General features: G+C 63.8%; 20 protein-coding genes. 8 read left to right on the top strand and 12 right to left on the bottom strand.

Annotated elements, in window-relative coordinates:
• Nucleotides 1–109: 109 nt before the first annotated feature.
• The 3 genes from ACL02S_RS08230 to ACL02S_RS08220 form a co-directional block, all read right to left on the bottom strand.
• A complete protein-coding gene (locus ACL02S_RS08230) occupies nucleotides 110–595 on the bottom strand; it encodes a PPC domain-containing DNA-binding protein (protein ID WP_412801729.1) in 486 nt (161 codons plus the stop codon).
• A gap of 114 nt (nucleotides 596–709) precedes the next feature.
• Nucleotides 710–1909: an amidase family protein gene (locus ACL02S_RS08225; protein ID WP_412801728.1), complete on the bottom strand. Its 1200-nt coding sequence runs from the start codon at nucleotides 1907–1909 to the stop codon at nucleotides 710–712.
• A 235-nt stretch (nucleotides 1910–2144) separates the two neighbouring features.
• Nucleotides 2145–3602 carry an MFS transporter gene (locus ACL02S_RS08220; protein ID WP_412801727.1) on the bottom strand — a complete coding sequence of 486 codons (1458 nt, stop codon included), beginning with the start codon at nucleotides 3600–3602 and terminating at the stop codon, nucleotides 2145–2147.
• 72 nt (nucleotides 3603–3674) lie between these two features.
• Here ACL02S_RS08220 and ACL02S_RS08215 point away from each other — a divergent pair, with 72 nt between their 5' ends.
• The 3 genes from ACL02S_RS08215 to ACL02S_RS08205 all read left to right on the top strand — a co-directional run bounded on the left by ACL02S_RS08215 (nucleotide 3675) and on the right by ACL02S_RS08205 (nucleotide 5866).
• Nucleotides 3675–4154, top strand: a complete 480-nt coding sequence (locus tag ACL02S_RS08215) for a MarR family winged helix-turn-helix transcriptional regulator (RefSeq protein ID WP_412801726.1) — start codon at nucleotides 3675–3677, stop codon at nucleotides 4152–4154.
• A 478-nt stretch (nucleotides 4155–4632) separates the two neighbouring features.
• Nucleotides 4633–4800 carry a hypothetical protein gene (locus ACL02S_RS08210; RefSeq protein WP_412801725.1) on the top strand — a complete coding sequence of 56 codons (168 nt, stop codon included), beginning with the start codon at nucleotides 4633–4635 and terminating at the stop codon, nucleotides 4798–4800.
• 1 nt (nucleotide 4801) lies between these two features.
• A complete protein-coding gene (locus ACL02S_RS08205) occupies nucleotides 4802–5866 on the top strand; it encodes a class I SAM-dependent methyltransferase (protein ID WP_412801724.1) in 1065 nt (354 codons plus the stop codon).
• Between the two features lie 45 nt (nucleotides 5867–5911).
• Here ACL02S_RS08205 and ACL02S_RS08200 read toward each other — a convergent pair whose 3' ends face one another.
• From ACL02S_RS08200 to ACL02S_RS08190, 3 genes are read right to left on the bottom strand one after another with little or no spacing between them, the layout of a single operon-like run.
• Nucleotides 5912–7864 (bottom strand): vWA domain-containing protein, encoded by a 1953-nt coding sequence (locus tag ACL02S_RS08200; protein ID WP_412801723.1) that lies wholly within the window; start codon nucleotides 7862–7864, stop codon nucleotides 5912–5914.
• Complete coding sequence (locus ACL02S_RS08195; protein ID WP_412801722.1) at nucleotides 7864–9258, bottom strand: ATP-binding protein; 1395 nt, start codon at nucleotides 9256–9258, stop codon at nucleotides 7864–7866. The genes ACL02S_RS08200 and ACL02S_RS08195 overlap by 1 nt, the downstream gene beginning before the upstream one ends.
• Nucleotides 9259–9265: 7 nt before the next feature.
• Nucleotides 9266–9394, bottom strand: coding sequence for a hypothetical protein (locus tag ACL02S_RS08190; RefSeq protein WP_412801721.1), 129 nt, complete (start codon nucleotides 9392–9394; stop codon nucleotides 9266–9268).
• A gap of 16 nt (nucleotides 9395–9410) precedes the next feature.
• On the opposite strand from ACL02S_RS08190, the gene ACL02S_RS08185 reads away from it, so the two are divergent.
• Complete coding sequence (locus ACL02S_RS08185; RefSeq protein WP_412801720.1) at nucleotides 9411–9902, top strand: VOC family protein; 492 nt, start codon at nucleotides 9411–9413, stop codon at nucleotides 9900–9902.
• A 56-nt stretch (nucleotides 9903–9958) separates the two neighbouring features.
• Here the strand turns inward: ACL02S_RS08185 and ACL02S_RS08180 are convergent, their stop codons facing one another.
• Nucleotides 9959–10366 carry a RidA family protein gene (locus ACL02S_RS08180; RefSeq protein WP_412801719.1) on the bottom strand — a complete coding sequence of 136 codons (408 nt, stop codon included), beginning with the start codon at nucleotides 10364–10366 and terminating at the stop codon, nucleotides 9959–9961.
• A 148-nt stretch (nucleotides 10367–10514) separates the two neighbouring features.
• Between ACL02S_RS08180 and ACL02S_RS08175 the strand changes: the two genes are divergently transcribed.
• The 3 genes from ACL02S_RS08175 to ACL02S_RS08165 all read left to right on the top strand — a co-directional run bounded on the left by ACL02S_RS08175 (nucleotide 10515) and on the right by ACL02S_RS08165 (nucleotide 11399).
• Nucleotides 10515–10895, top strand: a complete 381-nt coding sequence (locus tag ACL02S_RS08175; protein ID WP_412801718.1) for a winged helix-turn-helix transcriptional regulator — start codon at nucleotides 10515–10517, stop codon at nucleotides 10893–10895.
• On the top strand, nucleotides 10895–11080 hold the full coding sequence (locus ACL02S_RS08170) for a hypothetical protein (RefSeq protein WP_412801717.1): 186 nt from the start codon (nucleotides 10895–10897) through the stop codon (nucleotides 11078–11080). Before ACL02S_RS08175 ends, ACL02S_RS08170 begins: the two co-directional genes overlap by 1 nt.
• A 130-nt stretch (nucleotides 11081–11210) precedes the next feature.
• Entirely contained in the window at nucleotides 11211–11399 is a 189-nt protein-coding gene (locus ACL02S_RS08165) for a PIN domain-containing protein (RefSeq protein WP_412802071.1), read from the top strand.
• A gap of 287 nt (nucleotides 11400–11686) precedes the next feature.
• Here ACL02S_RS08165 and ACL02S_RS08160 read toward each other — a convergent pair whose 3' ends face one another.
• Nucleotides 11687–13621, bottom strand: a complete 1935-nt coding sequence (locus tag ACL02S_RS08160; protein WP_412801716.1) for a peptidase — start codon at nucleotides 13619–13621, stop codon at nucleotides 11687–11689.
• Nucleotides 13622–13903: 282 nt separating this feature from the next.
• Between ACL02S_RS08160 and ACL02S_RS08155 the strand changes: the two genes are divergently transcribed.
• A complete protein-coding gene (locus ACL02S_RS08155; RefSeq protein ID WP_412801715.1) occupies nucleotides 13904–14518 on the top strand; it encodes a hypothetical protein in 615 nt (204 codons plus the stop codon).
• Here ACL02S_RS08155 and ACL02S_RS08150 read toward each other — a convergent pair.
• The 4 genes from ACL02S_RS08150 to ACL02S_RS08135 all read right to left on the bottom strand — a co-directional run bounded on the left by ACL02S_RS08150 (nucleotide 14434) and on the right by ACL02S_RS08135 (nucleotide 18040).
• Complete coding sequence (locus tag ACL02S_RS08150) at nucleotides 14434–15054, bottom strand: NYN domain-containing protein (protein ID WP_412801714.1); 621 nt, start codon at nucleotides 15052–15054, stop codon at nucleotides 14434–14436. The genes ACL02S_RS08155 and ACL02S_RS08150 overlap by 85 nt on opposite strands.
• A 299-nt stretch (nucleotides 15055–15353) precedes the next feature.
• Nucleotides 15354–16505 (bottom strand): ImmA/IrrE family metallo-endopeptidase, encoded by a 1152-nt coding sequence (locus tag ACL02S_RS08145; protein ID WP_412801713.1) that lies wholly within the window; start codon nucleotides 16503–16505, stop codon nucleotides 15354–15356.
• Nucleotides 16453–17118: a hypothetical protein gene (locus ACL02S_RS08140; RefSeq protein WP_412801712.1), complete on the bottom strand. Its 666-nt coding sequence runs from the start codon at nucleotides 17116–17118 to the stop codon at nucleotides 16453–16455. The genes ACL02S_RS08145 and ACL02S_RS08140 overlap by 53 nt, the downstream gene beginning before the upstream one ends.
• Nucleotides 17119–17254: 136 nt before the next feature.
• A complete protein-coding gene (locus ACL02S_RS08135; RefSeq protein ID WP_412801711.1) occupies nucleotides 17255–18040 on the bottom strand; it encodes a DUF1963 domain-containing protein in 786 nt (261 codons plus the stop codon).
• Nucleotides 18041–18046 lie beyond the last annotated feature (6 nt).

The following is an 18046-nucleotide window of genomic DNA, read 5'->3' as shown; positions in this document are numbered from 1 at the left end:
CAAAGACGCTCGGTTGGAAGACCCCGGCCGAAGCTCTCGACGAACAGCTATCGTCGGCTCAGCAACACGGTATTGCTACGACCGGTTGAACCTGAGCATTGGATTCGCGCTATCCGTTGGTCTCATGACCGGCGTCGGGTTGACCGAATTGCAAGGTCGGCATCTCATAGGCGCCGAGCTTGGGACGTGTCATCGCCGGCTGCAAGATTTCGACGAGATACAGCTCGTTGACGAATTGGACCGAGCCGGACAACAGGTGGCTCGTCTTGCCCGCCGCGGCGTGGTCTCGCTCGCCCACGGCAACATGCACGTGCGGTGCCACTTGCTGGGTCTCTTCGTTCCAGGCTATGGTTCCCGAACCCAGGATTTCGACGTGATGATACTCGGCGGCCGACCAGACCGGGCCTTCCGGATCGTCGATATGCTCGCACGTACCCACGAGATGGACGGTGCGGAATGCTCCGAGAAACATCGGTAGATAGCCTGCCCGGATATCGTGCTCGGTACAAAACGCGGTGAGCTGGGCGAAGAACTCTTCGCCGTGGTCGAGAGCGATCCCGAAGGTACGACCAATCGTCAGCTGGGTATATCGCATGGTCCAGAACTCCTCACGGTCGTGGCATCACCCACTCCATCGCGGTGACCAGATCAACGATTCGTGCCGATCGATTCGATGGTGCGGCCGACCACGCCAGACCACTGGGACAGACTAGGCGCTGCCACTGTCTGTGTAGCGCACCGCGGCGTCCAGCAGGGCGGCGTCGGCATAGTGCCCGGCGAGAATGCCGACACCGAAGGCACGTCCGCGACTCGGTACGACGAGTTGCGGGCAGCCGGACAAGCCGGCGGGCGCGGTCAGGAAGAAGGTGGTCAGCCGGTAACTCTCCAGTTCCTGGTCGTCAGCGTGCCGTGACGGCGGCAGGTGCGGCATGATCGGGAGCACGACCGCGGCCCCGTCCGCGACAATGCTGTTCAGACGTTCGCGGTAGTCCGCTCTGGCCTGCTCGTCGGCCCGCTTCTCCGCCTCGGACACGCGGCTGACTTCTTCGGCGTGCTGCAAGCGTCCCGCGATGAGGGGGTGAAAGGCGTCCCGGTGCTCACGGACCCACGCTCCATGTGTCTGCCAGATCTCCCGGTCCACCAGGTTCGCGAACACCGAGGCCGCGGTCTCGGAGACGAAATCCGCGAAAGCCAGGGATGTATCGACTGCGCATCCGAGCACCTCGGACAACGTTCCCACTGTCATCCGGATGGCACGAGCGGCCTCCTCGCTGACCATACTCAAGCAGTCCTCGGGGAAGCGGATACGCGAGATCTCCGTTCGCGGCCGCTCGTCGCCGCCACCGGCTGCGATGGCGAAGGACCTAGTGAGCAACCCTGGATCGGCACACAAGAATCCCACCGTATCGAACGAGGGGGCAAGTGGGAGCACCCCGGCCGTGTCCAGCATCCCATGGGTCGGACGTAGGCCGAACAAGCCGCAGGCTGCCGATGGAACGCGGATCGATCCCGCGGTATCGGTGCCGAGTCCGATATCAGCCGCTCCGCCGGCCACCGCGGACGCGGAACCCGACGACGACCCGCCGGTGAAGCGGTCCGGATAACGGGGGTTCAACGGCGCTTCCCCCTCCCCGGTATTGCCCTCGAGCGAATATGCCAGTTCATCGAGTTTGCTCAACCCGGCGATCGCCGCTCCCGCATCGAGAAGCCGCTCGAGCACGGGTGCGGTCGCCGCGCTCGGTGAGTGGGTCGAGCGCCACGTGGCGAGACCATAGGAAGACGTGTGCCCAGCGATCGCGACCATATCCTTCACTGCGATCGAGTGACCGCTGAGCGGTCCGTCTTGGTACGGAGGCCGCGTTCGTGAGGTCGGCACCCAGCAGTGGAGATCTTCTTCGACCTTTGTCATGATCGTCCGCCCTTCGCCATGAAGGCCCTCGCGCGGGGGAAGGCCGTGAATGGGATGCTGATCAAGATGCGACAGGCTCGAGTCTAGTACTCCAGTGGTAGATCGTGGTGGTCATGCTGTTCTGGCTCGGGACTCGACAGACAGTGGCATGAGGAGATCCAACTGGCCACTGACACAACGCAATTCTCTGTTCGTCCCGATGCCGCTTCGACGCTTGATGGGCGCTACAGCCGGGTCAGGCGTGCCCGAGCGTCGCGGCCGCGTCGGCCGTCTTCCGCACCGGAATCAATGTGGTCAAACCGAGCGCGAGCAGCGCAGCCACCATCGCGATGAGGAAGGTGGTGTGGAAGCCCTCCCGCGACGGCAACATATGCGGGCCGAGCTGCATGGTCATCTGCGATAGGACCACGCCGAGTACCGCCGAGGAGGTCGATGTACCGACCGAACGCATCAACGAGTTCAAACCGTTGGCCGCCGCGGTCTCGGAGAGCGGCACCGCGCTCATGATCAGCGCGGGCATCGCCGCGTAGGCCAAGCCGACGCCCGCCGCCACGATCAGCGACGCGACCATGATCTCCCAGACGCTGTTCATCAACACCACGGCGCACAGGTAACCCACGGCGATCACCGCCGACCCGAGTGCGAGGGTGACTTTGGGCCCTCGGCTGGCCGACAGCCGCGCCGAGACCGGCGAGAGCAGCATCATCATGAATCCGGTCGGCGCCAGCACCAGCCCGGCGTCGACCATGGACAATCCGAAACCGTATCCGGTCTGTTCCGGGGCCATCAACAGCTGCGGGAAGGCCAGCGACATGCCGTAGAGCGCGAAGCCGACGGCAATCGAAGCCACGTTGGTGAACAACACCCGGGGCCGGGCCGAAACCCGCAGATCCACCAGTGGTGAGCGCTGCCGCAGCTCATAAGCACCCCAGGCGAGGAAAACCACCGCTGATACGGCGAACAGGATCAGGATCCGCGCACTGGCCCACCCCCAGTCCGCCCCCTTGGTGATCCCGATGAGCAGCGCCAGCAGCGCCACCGAAAGCCCGATCGCACCACCGAAGTCGAACTTCGCAGGCGTATGCACCGGCGATTCCGGCACGAACAGGAAGACCAGCACGGCGCAGAGGACACCGAGCCCGCCGGAGGTCCAGAACAACGCGTGCCAATCGGCGTTCTGCGCGATGGCCGCCGAGATCGGCAACCCGAGCGCGCCGCCGATGCCGAGGGTGGCGCTCATGATCGCTATCGCGCCACCCACACGCTCGGCGGGCAATTCATCGCGCATGATGCTGATGCCGAGCGGGATGGCACCCACAGCGGCACCCTGCAGCGAACGGCCGACGATTTCGGGCACCAAAGTGGAGGACATCGCACAGACCACCGAACCGGCGATCAGCAGAAGCAGATTCGTGAACAGGACCCGGCGCTTGCCGAACATATCGCCGAGGCGGCCGCTGATCGGGGTCGCCACGGCACCGGCGAGCAGGGTGGCCGTCACCACCCAGGAGGCATTGGCCGCCGAAGTGTTCAGCAGCGTTGGCAGCGACGGAATGATCGGAATGACCAACGTCTGCATGAGCGAGACGACGACACCGACCATGCCGAGTGTCGCGATGAGCAAGGCCGGCACGGGGCGGCGGCGGTCATCGGAACCAGAGGCGGTCGAAGACACATCGGCAGCTACATTCACATGTGTACGTTACACATGCTGTGTATCGTGCACAATTTGATTTGCGCGTGATACGCGCGACATAGTGAGGCCATGTCCGATTCCGGCGCCGACAGCGCAGCACTGCCCCGCCTCGCCTTCGAGCTCGCGCTGTTGGCCCGGCACTTCCCCTCGGCCCTGTCGCGCCGCCCAGGCTTCCAGCTCGACCGCTCGGCATATCTGATCCTGACCAGGCTGGAACTGGACTCCCCGCTGAGTCTGCGCGAGCTGTCCGAAGCATTCCAATTGGATATTTCCACGATCAACCGCCAGGTCCGAGCCATGCTCGAACAAGGATTGGTCGAGCGGGTGCCCGACCCGGCGGGAGGTATCGCCCGCAAGATTCACGCCAGCCCCAAAGGGCTGGAATTACTGACCTCCGACCGCGACCAGAGCCGCCGAGGTATCGGCACGGTAGTAGCCGATTGGAGTGACTCCGATATCGATCAACTCAGCAAGCTGATCTCCCGATTCAACCAATCCATCGAGCACACTGAAGGCAATCCCTGGCCACGCCCGCCGGGCTCGGCGTAAGCCGGAAAATTGGTCGCCCGCACTCGATTCGGGCGGATGGACTTCTGTCGCCTCACAACCGGTGAAGTCAGCAGCCGCGGCGATCATCCGGCCCTGCCGGCGCCGGAATTCCTCGGCGAGGCCTGGTCGAACGTTCACCGACACCACGAGCGTGGCGCCGCCGAATGAAGGGCCAGATCCGCCGAACCTGCCATACCTTCTATCCTCCCTCAGGAACTTTCCCGACGCCGAGATATACGTCCACGGATAGCGACTATGCGGTACGTCCGGTAATTCTCGATATGGAATCAACCGTTGCGGGCGATGCCGAGCCCGGTTCCTCAGCTTTAGGCTCGAGCTTCCGTACCCTGTGACCGCCTTCCCCGAGAAGGAGTCGACAATCGTGACGAAAGCCGGAATAGGTCTCCATTGCTTGGTACCGACTTCGGCGCCGCGACCTGCGCGACATACAGGGCCGCTGTATGGTCACTCGATCGCGGTGAAGGACATGATCGCGCTCACCGGGCATACACCCTCCTACGGCCTCGCCGCGTGGCGCTCGACCCATCCGCCGAGCGAGACGACCGCGCCCGTACTCGAACGGCTCCTCGCCGCAGGCGGGTGGCGACTCCAGCCGGAGTGGCCGCGCACAGCAGAAGGTTCATGACATGGCCAGTGCGGAAGTCACCGCTGAACAATTCGCCGAACGCCTGATGGCCTCGGCACTCGGCGCCATCGACCTGCTCGCGATCCATCTCGGTGATCGGCTGGGCTGGTATCGGGCACTGGCCGAGCACGGTGGCGCCGATGCCGCGGAATTGACCGGATACGCGGGTGGCGACCAACGCTATGCCCGCGAATGGCTGGAACAACAGGCCGCGGCCGGAATCCTGACCGTCACCGCGGAAGGCAGGTTCGAATTACCCGCGGGCGCCGCCGAGGTGCTCACCGATCCGTCCAGCCTGAACTTCCTTGCCCCGCTGGCACGTATGCTGACCACCGCCGCGGTACAGGCACCAGCACTCGTCCGCGCCTACCGGGACGGCGGCGGCGTCGGCTGGTCGGAGTTCGGCGCCGATATGCGCGAAGCGCAGTCCGATATGAACCGGCCCTGGTTCGAGCAGCGGCTCACCACCGCACTGAACACGGTCCCCGAGGTAGCCACGCTGCTCGGCAGGCCGGGAGCGCGAGCCGCCGATATCGGCTGCGGCGGTGGCTGGTCGGCTATCGCGCTGGCCAGGGCCTACCCTGACCTGATCGTCGACGGCTATGACATCGACGAACCATCGGTCGCGATGGCCGACCGCAACGCCGCCGCGGCCGGGTTGTCGGCACGAGCGCGATTCCACCACGCGGATGCCGCGACCGCGCTGGGCGAGCGGGTCTACGACACGCTCTTCGCCTTCGAATGCCTCCACGATCTGCCCTATCCGGTACGGATGCTGGCCGCCATGCGCCGGGCGCTGCGTCCCGGCGGCACGGTGCTCGTCATGGATGAGGCGGTGGCGCCGGATTTCCGGGCACCCGCCGACGATATCGACCGATTGATGTACGGATTCAGCCTGCTGATCTGCCTGCCCGATAGCCGAGCGCATCCCGATTCGGCCGCTACCGGCACTGTCCTGCGCCCCAGCACCCTGCGGCACTACGCGCAGGAAGCAGGTTTCACCGATATCGCACTGCTTCCGATAACCGATTTCGGCTTCTGGCGCTTCTACCAGCTGATTCCGTGACTGATCCCGTGCACACCGGCGGTCAGCTCAGGAAAGCGAATGCGTTCAGCCGCGCCTTCCGCGCAGATAATCGCGCACCACGGCAGCACCGAGACCATCCGAATCGGGCAGCACCACACGGCCACCACTGCGGCGGGCCATCAGATCGACGAACGTGGCCAGTCTCCGGTCCGTACCGAGCATGAATACCGTCAGCGCCGCACCGAGCTTCGCCAGCACGTCGACCTGGGCCATCGTCACAGCTAATGTGCGTTGCGCGGGCGGCCAGGTGAAGTAGACCGCACCGTCCGGCTCCACGTGGGCGGTAGGTTCACCGTCGGTAACCACGAGCACCACGGGCACGGCATCCGGATGCCTGCGCAGGTGCCCGGCGGCAAGCAGCAGCGCGTGGTGCAGGTTGGTGCCCTGCTCCCATACGCCGTCCAAAGCGGTCAGTTCACCGATATCGACCGTAGTGGCCTGCCTGCCGAAAGTGATCACACGCAATGCGTCGGAGCGAAACCGCGTGCCGATCAGGTGGTGCAGCGCCAAGGCAGTGCGCTTCATCGGCACCCACCGGCCTTCCTGCACCATCGACCAGGACGTGTCGACACACAGTGCCACCGCCGCCCTCGCCCGCTGCTCGGTCTCCATGATCTCGACATCGGAGATGTCCAGCCGGACCCGGCGACTGCCCGTCGACGCCGATCGCAGGACCGCATTGCGCACTGTCCTCGGCACATCCCATGGCTCGGTATCGCCGAACTGCCACGCCCTGGTGGCTCCGGTCGGCTCCCCCGCCGCACCGGCCGTGGCGGTGTCCCGCTCACCACGCCTGGACCGCAACTGTCCGAGGATATCCCGCAGCGCTGTTTCCCCGAGCCGCCGTAACGCCTTCGGGGTCAACCGGAGTGTGCCGTCCTGCCCCCGTTCGAACAAACCCTGTGCCCGCAGCTCCCGCTCCAGTTCGGCCAGCAGGGACGCCGCTATTCGCGCGTCAGCACCGAGCTGACGGGACACTGCGTCCAGATCGATATCCTCCAGCCTTGCTCCCGCATAGGACTGACCGAGCTGCTCGGCGAGCGCATCCAGTTCACCGAGGTCCTGCAGGGCCTGCGCACCCGCCCCGAGCCCCAACGGGTCAGGGCCACGGAACCGCTGTCCGGAGTCCCAGTCCTGCCCCGGCCGCAGCGCCCGCAGATGCGCGTCCAATGCGGCGATCTGTTCAGCGATACCCGAGTCGCCGAACGCCTGGCCGCTCAGCTCGGTCAGCTCCGCCCGCTGCTGCTCGGACATCGAATTCAGCATGCGCTGCGCGGCTGCGGCGCGGGCGGCGAGCGCATCGATCAGCTCCTCGATATCGCCGGGCCGCTCCGGGAAGAACTCACCGTACTCGGCCAGGAAATCGGCGAACCGCTGCTCGGTGTCCGCACCTCGCGCATGGGCCGCGAGCAGGTCGTTCAGTTCGGACATCATCCGCCGGACCCGCTCTACCTGCGCGGGTGTGGTGCTCCGCAAGGCTTGTTTCATGCCATGGAAGCGGGACTCCAGCAATTCCCGCCCGAGCAGATCACGGATCTCCCGGTAATTGTCCCGTCCGGTCTCCGATCGCCACTGGTAATCGTCGAGCTCCTCGACCGCGGCCGCTGTGCTCGCGGGCAGCGCATCCAGCTGCGCTTCAGCGAATCTGGCGTCATCGGAAGGATCAGGGAACAGCGCTCCGCGCTCGGCCAGCAGGGCTGCTTCCAGCAGTTCACGTACCTGCCGCAGCGTGCCGTCCAGCCGGTGCCGCCGGGAGATCTCCGCCCGGCGCTGCCACACTCGGCGGGTCAGCTCTTCCAGTCCGGTCATCGTGCTGGTGCCGCGCCGCAACAATTCCCGCAGGGCGGTGCGTGGCGAACTGCCTTCCATCACCTCACGCCCGATCCGATCCAGCGCCTCCCGCAGATCGAGCGGCGGCGCCAGCGGATCCGGCCCGTCGTGATAGGGCCCGTAAGCATAACGATCGGAGGAGGTCATCAGCCGTATACCGCGGTGCCGTCGGTGGCATCCTTGGCGAGCCGACGGGCCAGGTAGAGGGACTCCAGGGCGAACTCGACCGCCGAAGCGATCCGGGGCGGCGGATCGGCCGCACCCACCCCGAGCCGACCGGCGACCTCATGCAGCACCGGGAGCTCGGGCAGCGCGGCAAGGATTTCCTCGCCAAGCACCCGCTCCCCGGTGGTAACCGGATATCCGGCGTCCACGGCCTCGGCCAACGGCCGCAGGTCCAGCCCGCCGAGCCGCGCCCGCGCGGTCTCGGCGAACGCGCTGCGCAGCAGGTGGGTGAGATGTTCCTGCTCCCGCCCCTCCTCACCGGATTCGAACTCCAGCTTGCCGCGCAGCACCCCGGACACGGACTCCAGATCGATGGGGCGGGCCACCGCGGGGTGCTCCCCGGTGACCGCGGCACGGTGCAGCGCGGCGGCGGCAACTGTTTCGGCGGCAGCGACCGCGAATCGGGCGGACACGCCGGAACGCTGGTCGATCGCGGACGATTCACGCAGGTGCCGCACGAACCGCGCGATCACCTCGATCAGCGAGTCACCCACCTCGGCGACCAGCTCGGCCTCTTGGCGGACCAAGGCCATCTCGGCCTCGACGCTGAGCGGATAGTGGGTGCGGATCTCCGCGCCGAAGCGGTCCTTCAACGGGGTGATGATCCGGCCTCGGTTGGTGTAGTCCTCCGGGTTCGCGGTGGCGACGAGCAGCACATCCAACGGCAACCGCAAGGTGTAGCCGCGCACCTGGATATCCCGCTCCTCCATCACATTCAACAGCGCGACCTGGATACGTTCGGCGAGGTCGGGCAGCTCGTTGATGGCGACGATACCGCGGTGAGCGCGCGGCACCAGTCCGAAGTGGATGGTCTCGGGATCGCCGAGACTGCGCCCCTCGGCCACCTTGACCGGGTCGACATCACCGATCAGATCACCGACGGAGGTATCCGGTGTCGCGAGCTTCTCCGCATAACGCTGCGAGCGGTGCCGCCACGCCACAGGCAGATCGTCCCCGAATTCGGCGGCCGACCTACGACCCGCCGGACTGATCGGGTCGAGCGGATGCTCGCCCAGTTCGGCGCCCGCGATCACCGGAGTCCACTCGTCGAGCAGGCCTGCCACCGTACGCAACAACCGGGTCTTGCCTTGGCCGCGCTCCCCCAACAGCACAACATCATGCCCAGCCAGCAACGCGCGCTCCAGCTGCGGCACAACAGTCCGGTCGAAACCGACGATGCCCTGCCACGGGACACTGCCGGAACCGAGACAAGCCAGCAGGTTCTCCCGGATCTCGGACTTCACCCCGCGCGGCAAGTACCCCGCCGCGCGCAGGGCGCCCGCGGTGGTGGGTAAGTGTGCGGGAACATCCACCATCTCGACGCTACGTCCGTTCGGCGTCCGCGTCGACGTGTGGCGGCCGACCCGACTCGGCGCCCGCGTCGGTGTACAGCCGGTCGCGCAGATCAGCCGCCGGGAAATTCGATTCGGCTTGACTTCGACGCAACGTCATTCTCGACGATCAGGACATGAGCGAATACTTCAGTCCCGTTCCCGTACCTGCCCGCGACGCGGCCGCCCCCGAGATCTATCGCGAAATCTACGGCATGCCGATGTTCGCCACCATCCCGACCTCGGATCTCGCCGTTTCGAAAGAATTTTGGACGCGCGGGCTCGGATTCATCGATCTGTTCTCCGTTCCCGGCCAGCTCACCCACCTCAGACGCTGGGCCTTCCAGGATGTCCTGCTCGTTCCAGGGGACCGGATCGGCGAGACTCCAGCGCTGCGCATCAGTTTCTCCTGCGTTCTCGGCCAACTGGAGGAAACTGCCGCTCGCTGCGCCGAACTCGTACCCGGCTGCACCGACGGCCCGTCGGATACACCGTGGAACTCCACGGACCTGACGATCGTCACACCGGAGAACATCCATGTCGTCATGACCGCCGCGCGGCCACTCGATCCGCACAGCGCGCAAGCGGACAGCTTGCGGGCGATGGGCATCGAAGTGCCGCAACCGTAGGTATCCAGCGCGCAGGTCCGTGTCCCGCGCGCTGGATCTACCGGAAAACATCTGTTTCAGTCGAGGACCGCGGTGACTTCGATCTCGACCAGATGCTCAGGCACATCCAACGCCGTAACGCCGATCAGCGTGGCCGGTGGTACCGGGGTAAACCCCAGTTCGGTTGCCGCGCGGGTGATCCCCGCGATGAGCTGGGGCATCTTGTCGGGATTCCAGTCGACGACATAAGCCGTCAGTTTCGCCACATCCGCGAAAGAAGCACCGACCGCGGCCAGCGCGGTGCCGATATTGCGGTAACACTGCGCGACCTGAGCGGCGAGATCACCCACGCCGACCGTGACTCCCTCGGCATCCCAGGCGACCTGTCCGGCGAGGAACACCAGTTTCGACCCCGAGGCGATCGACACCTGCCGGTAGACATCGATCTCCGGCAGTCCTTCAGGGTTTACCAGGGTGATAGCCATACTGCCGCCTCCTTGTCAGGGGAGCCAACCGGCTCCCTCCACTATTCCGGATAACCGAGACATTCACAGTCTCTTGTGGTTACTCAGAAACCGTAGGAGAGTATGCGGTGACATGGAAGAACGCACTTTTCAGTGACTGAGGAACCTTATGGTGACCAAGCAATTCAGCGGTTCGGCCGAAGACGCGGACCTGACCCGCGCGGACTCGTTGGCACGGGAGATCTTCTCCGACGTGGCCAACAAATGGGCGCTACTGATCATCGAATCCATAGGTGAACACACCCTGCGCTTCAGCGAGTTACGCAATGAGATCGAGGGCATCAGCCACAAGATGCTCACGCAGAACTTGCGCATGCTCGAGCGCAACGGCCTGATCGAGCGGACGGTGTACCCCACAGTGCCGCCACGGGTCGAGTACACCCTCACCGAACCGGGCCAAGCGCTGCGCGTGACCATCGACGGCCTATGCAACTGGACTCGCCAGTACCTCGGCCATATCGAGTCGTCTCGATGCCGCTTCGATGCCTGATGGACGGTACATCCGCGGACAATGCCGCCACACACGGCCGGAACACGAAAGCCGAGGTGCGGGCGATTCTCGCCGAGACGGCCCGACCGAAGCACCTACTGTGCGAGCTGTGCAACGGCAGCCGTACCTATGCCGCGGAACTGGATACTCCCGAACAGCCGGAGGCCGGAACAGCGCAGCTGTGATCATCGCCGACACCAACGTCGTATCGGAGCTGTTCAAACCGGCCCCGGCCCCTCGGGTGATCGCGTGGAAGGCCGCGACCTCGAGGACTCTGCGGATCTCGAACGGAACATCGACGTTCAGCAAACTGTCATGGTGAGCGAGCCGGTTACGAAACTTCCGCACGCCCTCGACCGCGGCCACCACCGTGCACCATCAATTCCCGATCTGCTGATCGCGGCGACGGCTGAACAGGGAAAACTCATAGTCCTCCACGCCGATGAAGATTTCGAGATCATCTCTGAGATCACCGGCCAACCGGTCGAACGGCTCCGCTTCTGACTCGTCCCCGACCGCCGAAAACACCGAGCCACAACTGGCGTGCGATGGGTTGTCAGCCAGCAAGATTCACGTCCTGACGCATATCATCCGGGCTACGCCGATCAATACGGCGAGGGACCTGGAGGAGATCATGAACCGGTATCGACCAGCGACCGAGTGGATTGTCAGCGTATGGCACGAGGTATCCGGGCGACGGAACAGGCCGGTACCGGGCTGACCAAAGAGCAACAGTCAGCCCGGTACGACCACGGCCGTAACCCGAGAACCGGTGCACGACCATCAAGATCTCATCGCCTGGACTGCTCCCAGAGCCGCAGATAGACCTCAGCACCATGGAATACGTCGTTCATCATTTCCTGGCCGCCGAGAATCCTGACTGCTTCGAGCCAGTCGGCGTAGGTGCCGTATGTCGCGGTGCCGTCGGTGTTGATATCGAAAGTGCGGTCGCCCCAGCTTTCTCGGTCGAAGGTCACCGCACCGTCGTGAGAAGTGAAGGGGTAATGGACGAGGCCGGGTCCCACCGGCCCACCCTGGCGGGATATGCCGTTCATATCCGACCCGAAACCGAAACCGAAGCCGTCGGTGGAACCGTTCGCGGCGCGCGCTTTTCGCCACTTATCGACGAAGCCCGAGGGAGAACCCGCAGAGGGGGTGACCAAACCTCCTACGGCATAGATACGTTCGTCGGTGCGCTTGGAGTCCCAGCCGTGTGAGGACAGGACACCGGGGTAGCCCCGCTGTTCGATGATGGACATGACTTCATCGGCCATGGCTTCGCTCATGTGATCGATTTCGATGAGGAAACCCTGGTCGATCATCTTGTTGATCAGATACCTGCCGAGATCGGTCAGGCCGAGCGCGTTGCAGTGAGGTCCCTCCGGGTACAGGGGTAGCGGTGCGCCGCCGATCAACGGGCCGGTGAGCTTGCTGAGGAACTGGTTGATATGGCCTGCTATCGGCACCGAGAGCTGGGTTCTGTCGTGTTCGTCGCCTTGGCAGGGCTGCACATTCCAGAAAGTGCCGGTCTGCATGAAGTTGCCCGCGTTAACCAACAAGCCGGTGACGTCACCGTGCATCGTGGTGCCGCCGAAAGCATTGTCGAATTTGTGGATGGGAAAGAAGCTGCTGACACCGAGGTTCCTGAGTTCGACCAGCCAGCGGTCGACATCGGCCGTGGTGCACTTCGGTTGGCCGAGGAATACGCCGCAGCCCATGGGGTCGGACAGTTCCATACCGAGAACCACAGCGAGCTTGCCCGACGCGGCGACCCGGCGCGCTTCGGCGGGTTCGGTGACGATACGGAAGAAGCCTTGTCCTGGGCCACCAGCCTGGGCGTCGATGTAGTCCTGTAGCGCGCGCATGCTCTCGACCTGGATACGCGCGGAAGCCATATCATCGCAAGGGTTTCGGCGATCGGTCATCATGGTGCACAGCGACTCGTTGTCGACCAGGTCGACGGTTATCACGCGGAGGCCGGCCTTCCACGCTCGCGCGACGCTGGTCCAGTAGGTGCCCTCGGTGGTGAGCATGGACGGCTTCGGCCAGTCGCGGAAGCTGGGCCAACCGCGAGTGTCGTACGCGTGGGTGGGTTCACCGAAATCGATGAAATTGGCGACTGTGCCGTTGGTACCGGTCCGGTACGCGCAATCGGGTAGTGCGTAGGTCACACCGTACGGATGCCATGGGCGGCCACAGTGGAAGTTGCCGCCCATGAATTCATAGGCAGAGAGGTGCAGATGCGTGTCGATGGTGCCGACGATCGAACCGTCCGCGCCGACACTCGGGCCAGGCGTGCCGGTGGCGCCGATCTGTGCCTCAGGGAAGTCCGCACACCCGGTGTCCTGGACGAACACGGCGGGTGTACTGGTCTCGGTCGCCTCATTGGTGAGCGTGAATCCACCCGTGCCGGAACCGTCCACCCGCCAGACCGCGGTGGCCGATGGCTTCTTCGCGGGATGGATCGACCCCGCCGAGGCATCGAGTACCTCATGATTCCGCCCATAGAGCAGGTATTCACCGAGCGTTGTCGCGCGCATCCGGTACGGTCCCGCCTCCGGAACCAGTGGCCCGTCCGGGGTTTCGATCCGGTAGCAGCCGTTGACCAGCGAATAGCGGGTTTGCCCCGGTTCGGAAACCGGTTCAGCGGCGGCGAATCCCGGACCCGATCCGGTGAGGCCGGCGGCCATCAGGGTGGCAGCGATACATGCTGATAAGTACTTCAAATGCACTTCTCCTGAGAAAGGAGATATTGAAGCGCAAAGCTTCTCACTCTGAAGTGTTGATGTTTCACATTTAATGCAGCCGAGACCCACATCCGCGGTGACTGTATTCGGCCCGCCGATGCGTATCAGCACCGCCAAAGTACTATGGAACAAAGCCTTTTCGTGGCGATTTCTCAGACAATCCCCGACACGGAAGATGGCGCTGAACATCCACCATCACACACGTCGATGTACGAGTGTCTGGCGACAGGAGTTGTCGGCGGTCTGCAATACCTTGCGCCCATGGCAGATATGTTCGAGTTTCTGATCTCGGTCGACCTGCGGGATGAACTCTCTGCAGCAGATGTTGCGGAGCTGCGCTGGCAGCTGGGGTCGGGTGCGGCTCCCGAGGACGGCTTTCGAATCGAAAGCGGGGCCTGCTTCGCCATCGAAGGCGATGACGGAGAGCCGGTTCCCCTGGACCCCGAGCCTTTGCTCGGTCTGCACGGGCCTGCGTGGAAGATCGGGGGAATGCTCCACGCGAACCTCGAACGGAGTTCGGCCGGCTGGCATCTCGAAGCTCGGCAGGAGCTACACGCCGAGACGCTTCAGGAAATGACCGAGCTGATGCTCTGGCTGTATCGGCGCGTGGATCTCGGAATGGTCGGTCCCGATGGCTCGGTAGAGCTTGGGCGTTTGCGCTGGCACGAGGATGCAGAATCGACACCGCTGATGGTCAGCGATGCCCACGTACCTTGGCCGCAACAGCCAGACGGCTCAATATCCTACCCTGCCGTAACATGCTGGCGTACAAGCTATCTCCCTCTTTGTCTTTACCTCCACTTCTCCGGACGCCTCCACGAGACGCCAGTGGCGCTGTCGGTAACCGTGTCCGGCAGCAGGGAGTTACGGATGTGACTCATACCCAGATGAGAAGAGTGGGGCATAAGAGCCTTCAGCTCGGCAGAAAACCGTTTTGGCGGGAACACAGCGATCGTGACGAAGCTCGGATTGACGTGGCTAGCCATCCGGACCGCGGGTGCCAGGTCGCTGTCGGCCGAGATCAACAAAGCCGTGTCTATGGACTTGCTCGCGGCGTCGGCGACGAGCGAGACTGCGATGTTGACATCAGTCTCCTTCTCCTCGTGGCGCTGCCACTGGTCACCACATTGGCGGCATGTCATTGTCTTCGACTGGTACCGGCCCTGGACGATCTCGATCCGGCTGCCGTTCGTGGCCTTCAGCGCTGCTAGATAGTCGCTCTGACGCGCCGCGCCCTGCAGATCATTCAGCACTGGTGCGGTGAAGTAGTGAACCTTGACCAGGGTGCTCCGAGGGCGAAGGCGCTCAGCGAGTTTGACCAGGTCGAGCCACAGGAACTTATGTGCGCTCTTCGCCTTGAGTCCGTAGTACAGATTGAACCCATCGACGTAAACCGAGAACAGTTCGGACACCGGTGCGGCAGCTTTCGGACGTAGGGATTTTGTGATGCAGGTCTAGTACCAGACACGCCATCCGTGCGTTATGATGCTCTCATACCCCGCCATCGCCTTGCGGCGATTGGCTCGACGGCCTCTTTTCGGAGAGGCCGTCTTTGTATCTGTAACCCCAGGAGTCACTGGGGTTCGACCGCAGCTTGCCACTCGAGATGCCACGGCGAATCCGGTTCAGGTGTCCGGCCGAGTAATCAGTACGGTGAGCCGCCGAGCCGACCGAGTGCTCGGCTGTCCGTTGACACTCCGAGACACTACAACTATGTGGATCGAACCAGTTTCAGTGAAGGCCGGGTGTCCACTCGAGTGGACTCCTTCGCACCTTCTCCACGGTTCGCCATGACAGTGTGCAGTGCCGTCCCGAACGTCATCGCATGGAGTTCCGCGACCGGAAGTCCGAGTTCAGCCGCTACCTCGGCAACCCTGGCACGACCTTCCCTGCTACGGAAAATAGTGCCGAACACCCGAGAGGTTTCATGCTGAGGCATGCCCGCAGGCTCTCCCGAGCGGTATCCGAGTTCGGATAACCGCACACAGTTCTGACGATGCCCCCACTCCGTGAGCCTGCCGGCTTCACGCAGGGCATAGTTCAACGCCATCGCGGAAACTCTGAAGTACTTCTTGTACTCCACGATGTCAGCAGCCGAGGGTTCCCGGGGGACGCTGCTGTGGAGCACGCTCGGCGGCATCAGCAGGGCGGAGGCAAACCTGTCCGCCTCTCGTTCGATCGCGTTCCCGCCCTCGGGTAGCCCTGGATGCAGAACAAGGTGGCCGATCTCGTGAGCGAGGTCGAATCGCGACCGCTCCGGCGTCTTCGATATGGACAGGAAGACATACGGCTTACCGTTGCACCACACGCTGAACGCGTCGACAAGGTCGGTACCGCGCGGGAGGGACAGAACCCGTATCCCCTTCGACTCGGCCAACTGAATCAGGTTCGGTAAGGGGCGCGTGCCCAAACCCCACAGCGCCCGAACCGACGCCGCAGTATCGACAGGATCGGTATTGTCGACTTCCGGTAGCGAGACCTCAGGCAGGTGGAAGTATCTGTCGATCCACTCGTAGAGTTCGATACCGATCTGCCCGGCGGCGATCGCCGCATGCCGCTGCCCGGATGACGCCCGACGCCGCGCTCGGAAAAACACCTGGTCCTCCGACAAATGTTCGACCGGGGGAAGGGCGAAGAATTCCGGGGTACATCCGAGCACCGCAGCAAGCGCCTCGACAGCAGAAGCTGGTGGGCCCTTGCGTTCGTAGTCGTTGATCGTGCGCGCCGAGACCGCCATCGCCGCAGCGAGAGCGGTCTTCGTCAGCCCAGCTCGATGCCGAGCGAGGGTTACCCGTGATGGTTCAGGGCGACTACCGTCCACGGCTCGAGATGGGGAAGTCGATATCGTCGTCGCCGTCGACATCGAGCGGGAGCGGGAAATCGTGCGAGATCGGCGGGACGATGATCCGGTACTTCCAGTCGACAATCCGACCGTCGACGATCTTCGATGGGAGGGACAATTCAGCTCGCGTCTCGTTGGGATCTTTGGCCCGATGGTAGAGCAGCACCCAAGTAAGGATCTCCTCGGCGCCGGCCCCGGCGATCGGCAGGGCGATGTCCAACGGCAACGCAAGTTGATTACTGCCCACAGCCCCCTCGGTGGACGGACCACGCTTGTTCTTGGTCGACGGGATCGGACCACCTTCCCGCCCTGTACCGCTGGTCCCCCCGATCACCATGATCGAGATCTTCCCGTCCGACCGGACCACCCGCGGCGAGTTCTGCAGCTCCCCCAGCGCCCACTCATGCTTCTCGACGAGCCTGTTCCGGAGAGCCGCCACCGTAGCGATCCATCGCTCCATACCCGCGGCGATGCCTGGGTGATACTCGGTCACATTCGAAGCCGCTTGCTCACCACTGTGCAACGCTGCGTGAACGACGTCGACTGTGAGCCCGAGATTCGCGAGTGCGCGATGTGCCTCCGCGGCTGGGGTGAGCGGACGAAGAAGCGGTTCATCGGCTGCTGGCTGAGTCATGCTCACATCGCTCCTAAGCGGTCGGTTCCGGCGACGCACATCCTCTCATGATCATGTCGAAAACCGGAAGAAGCGCAGCTCGGCCAGTCGTCATTACCGTCTTATTTCCGATCCGATCAGCGACAGGCTCAGCTGCTCAGTAGCACTCCCAGTGGACACTGACCTTGGTGAAGTCGCGGGCGGCTAAATCCTGTGGGGTGATGAAGCAGTAGAGGATGCCGAAGTCTCCCCACCCCATGTCGATTTCGAGGTCGGTGTCGAATTGGGCGAGTAGTAGCGGACCCGACGGTTTGAAGTCGGGGTAGAAGTGTTGTTCTGCAGCAGTACCGGGCAGCAGGCCGCGGTCGGATTCACCCTGGATTTCGGTGGCCCAGCCACCGAGCTGGTGCCAGGCCCAGGAATGGGTGAAGAAGGCGTGATCGAAGGCTTCGAATCCGTCGCACATGTCATCGTCGTCGTCGTTATCATCGAACAGCTTTTCTGTGAACCACGTCGATCCGGGGATGGTCTCGACCACTGCGTAGGTCATGTCGACACGTCGGATGATGCGGTTGTCTTTTGCGAGGTCCGGCGGCAAGGGTCTCTCGTTCAGGACCACGTCGTCCGGGAAGAACAGGCACGCCCCGGCCCACCCGTTTGTATCTCCGAACACCGAGATCCTTCCGGAGGAAGGGAGATTCAGATCCAACTTCGGCAGGGTGGCGAGATCGATGGTGGCGACGTGCTCATAATGACCGTGATCGGCTCCAGGCCAGGCGAATCCGTCCGGCAACTGTGGCAGGCCACCGAAATAACCTATGATCGGGTCATCTTCCCGAGCGTGCCGTAGCCGCAATCCTTCACGGATCGCCAGCTCGATCTCGGGGTGGAATTCTTCGGGGATATGCAACCGCATCAAAGCGCGGAGGTCGGGCTCAGTCACGTTAAC

It is taken from the genome of Nocardia spongicola, assembly GCF_047200775.1.
Taxonomy (GTDB): domain Bacteria; phylum Actinomycetota; class Actinomycetes; order Mycobacteriales; family Mycobacteriaceae; genus Nocardia.
This window is presented reverse-complemented; position numbering and strand designations above follow the sequence as displayed.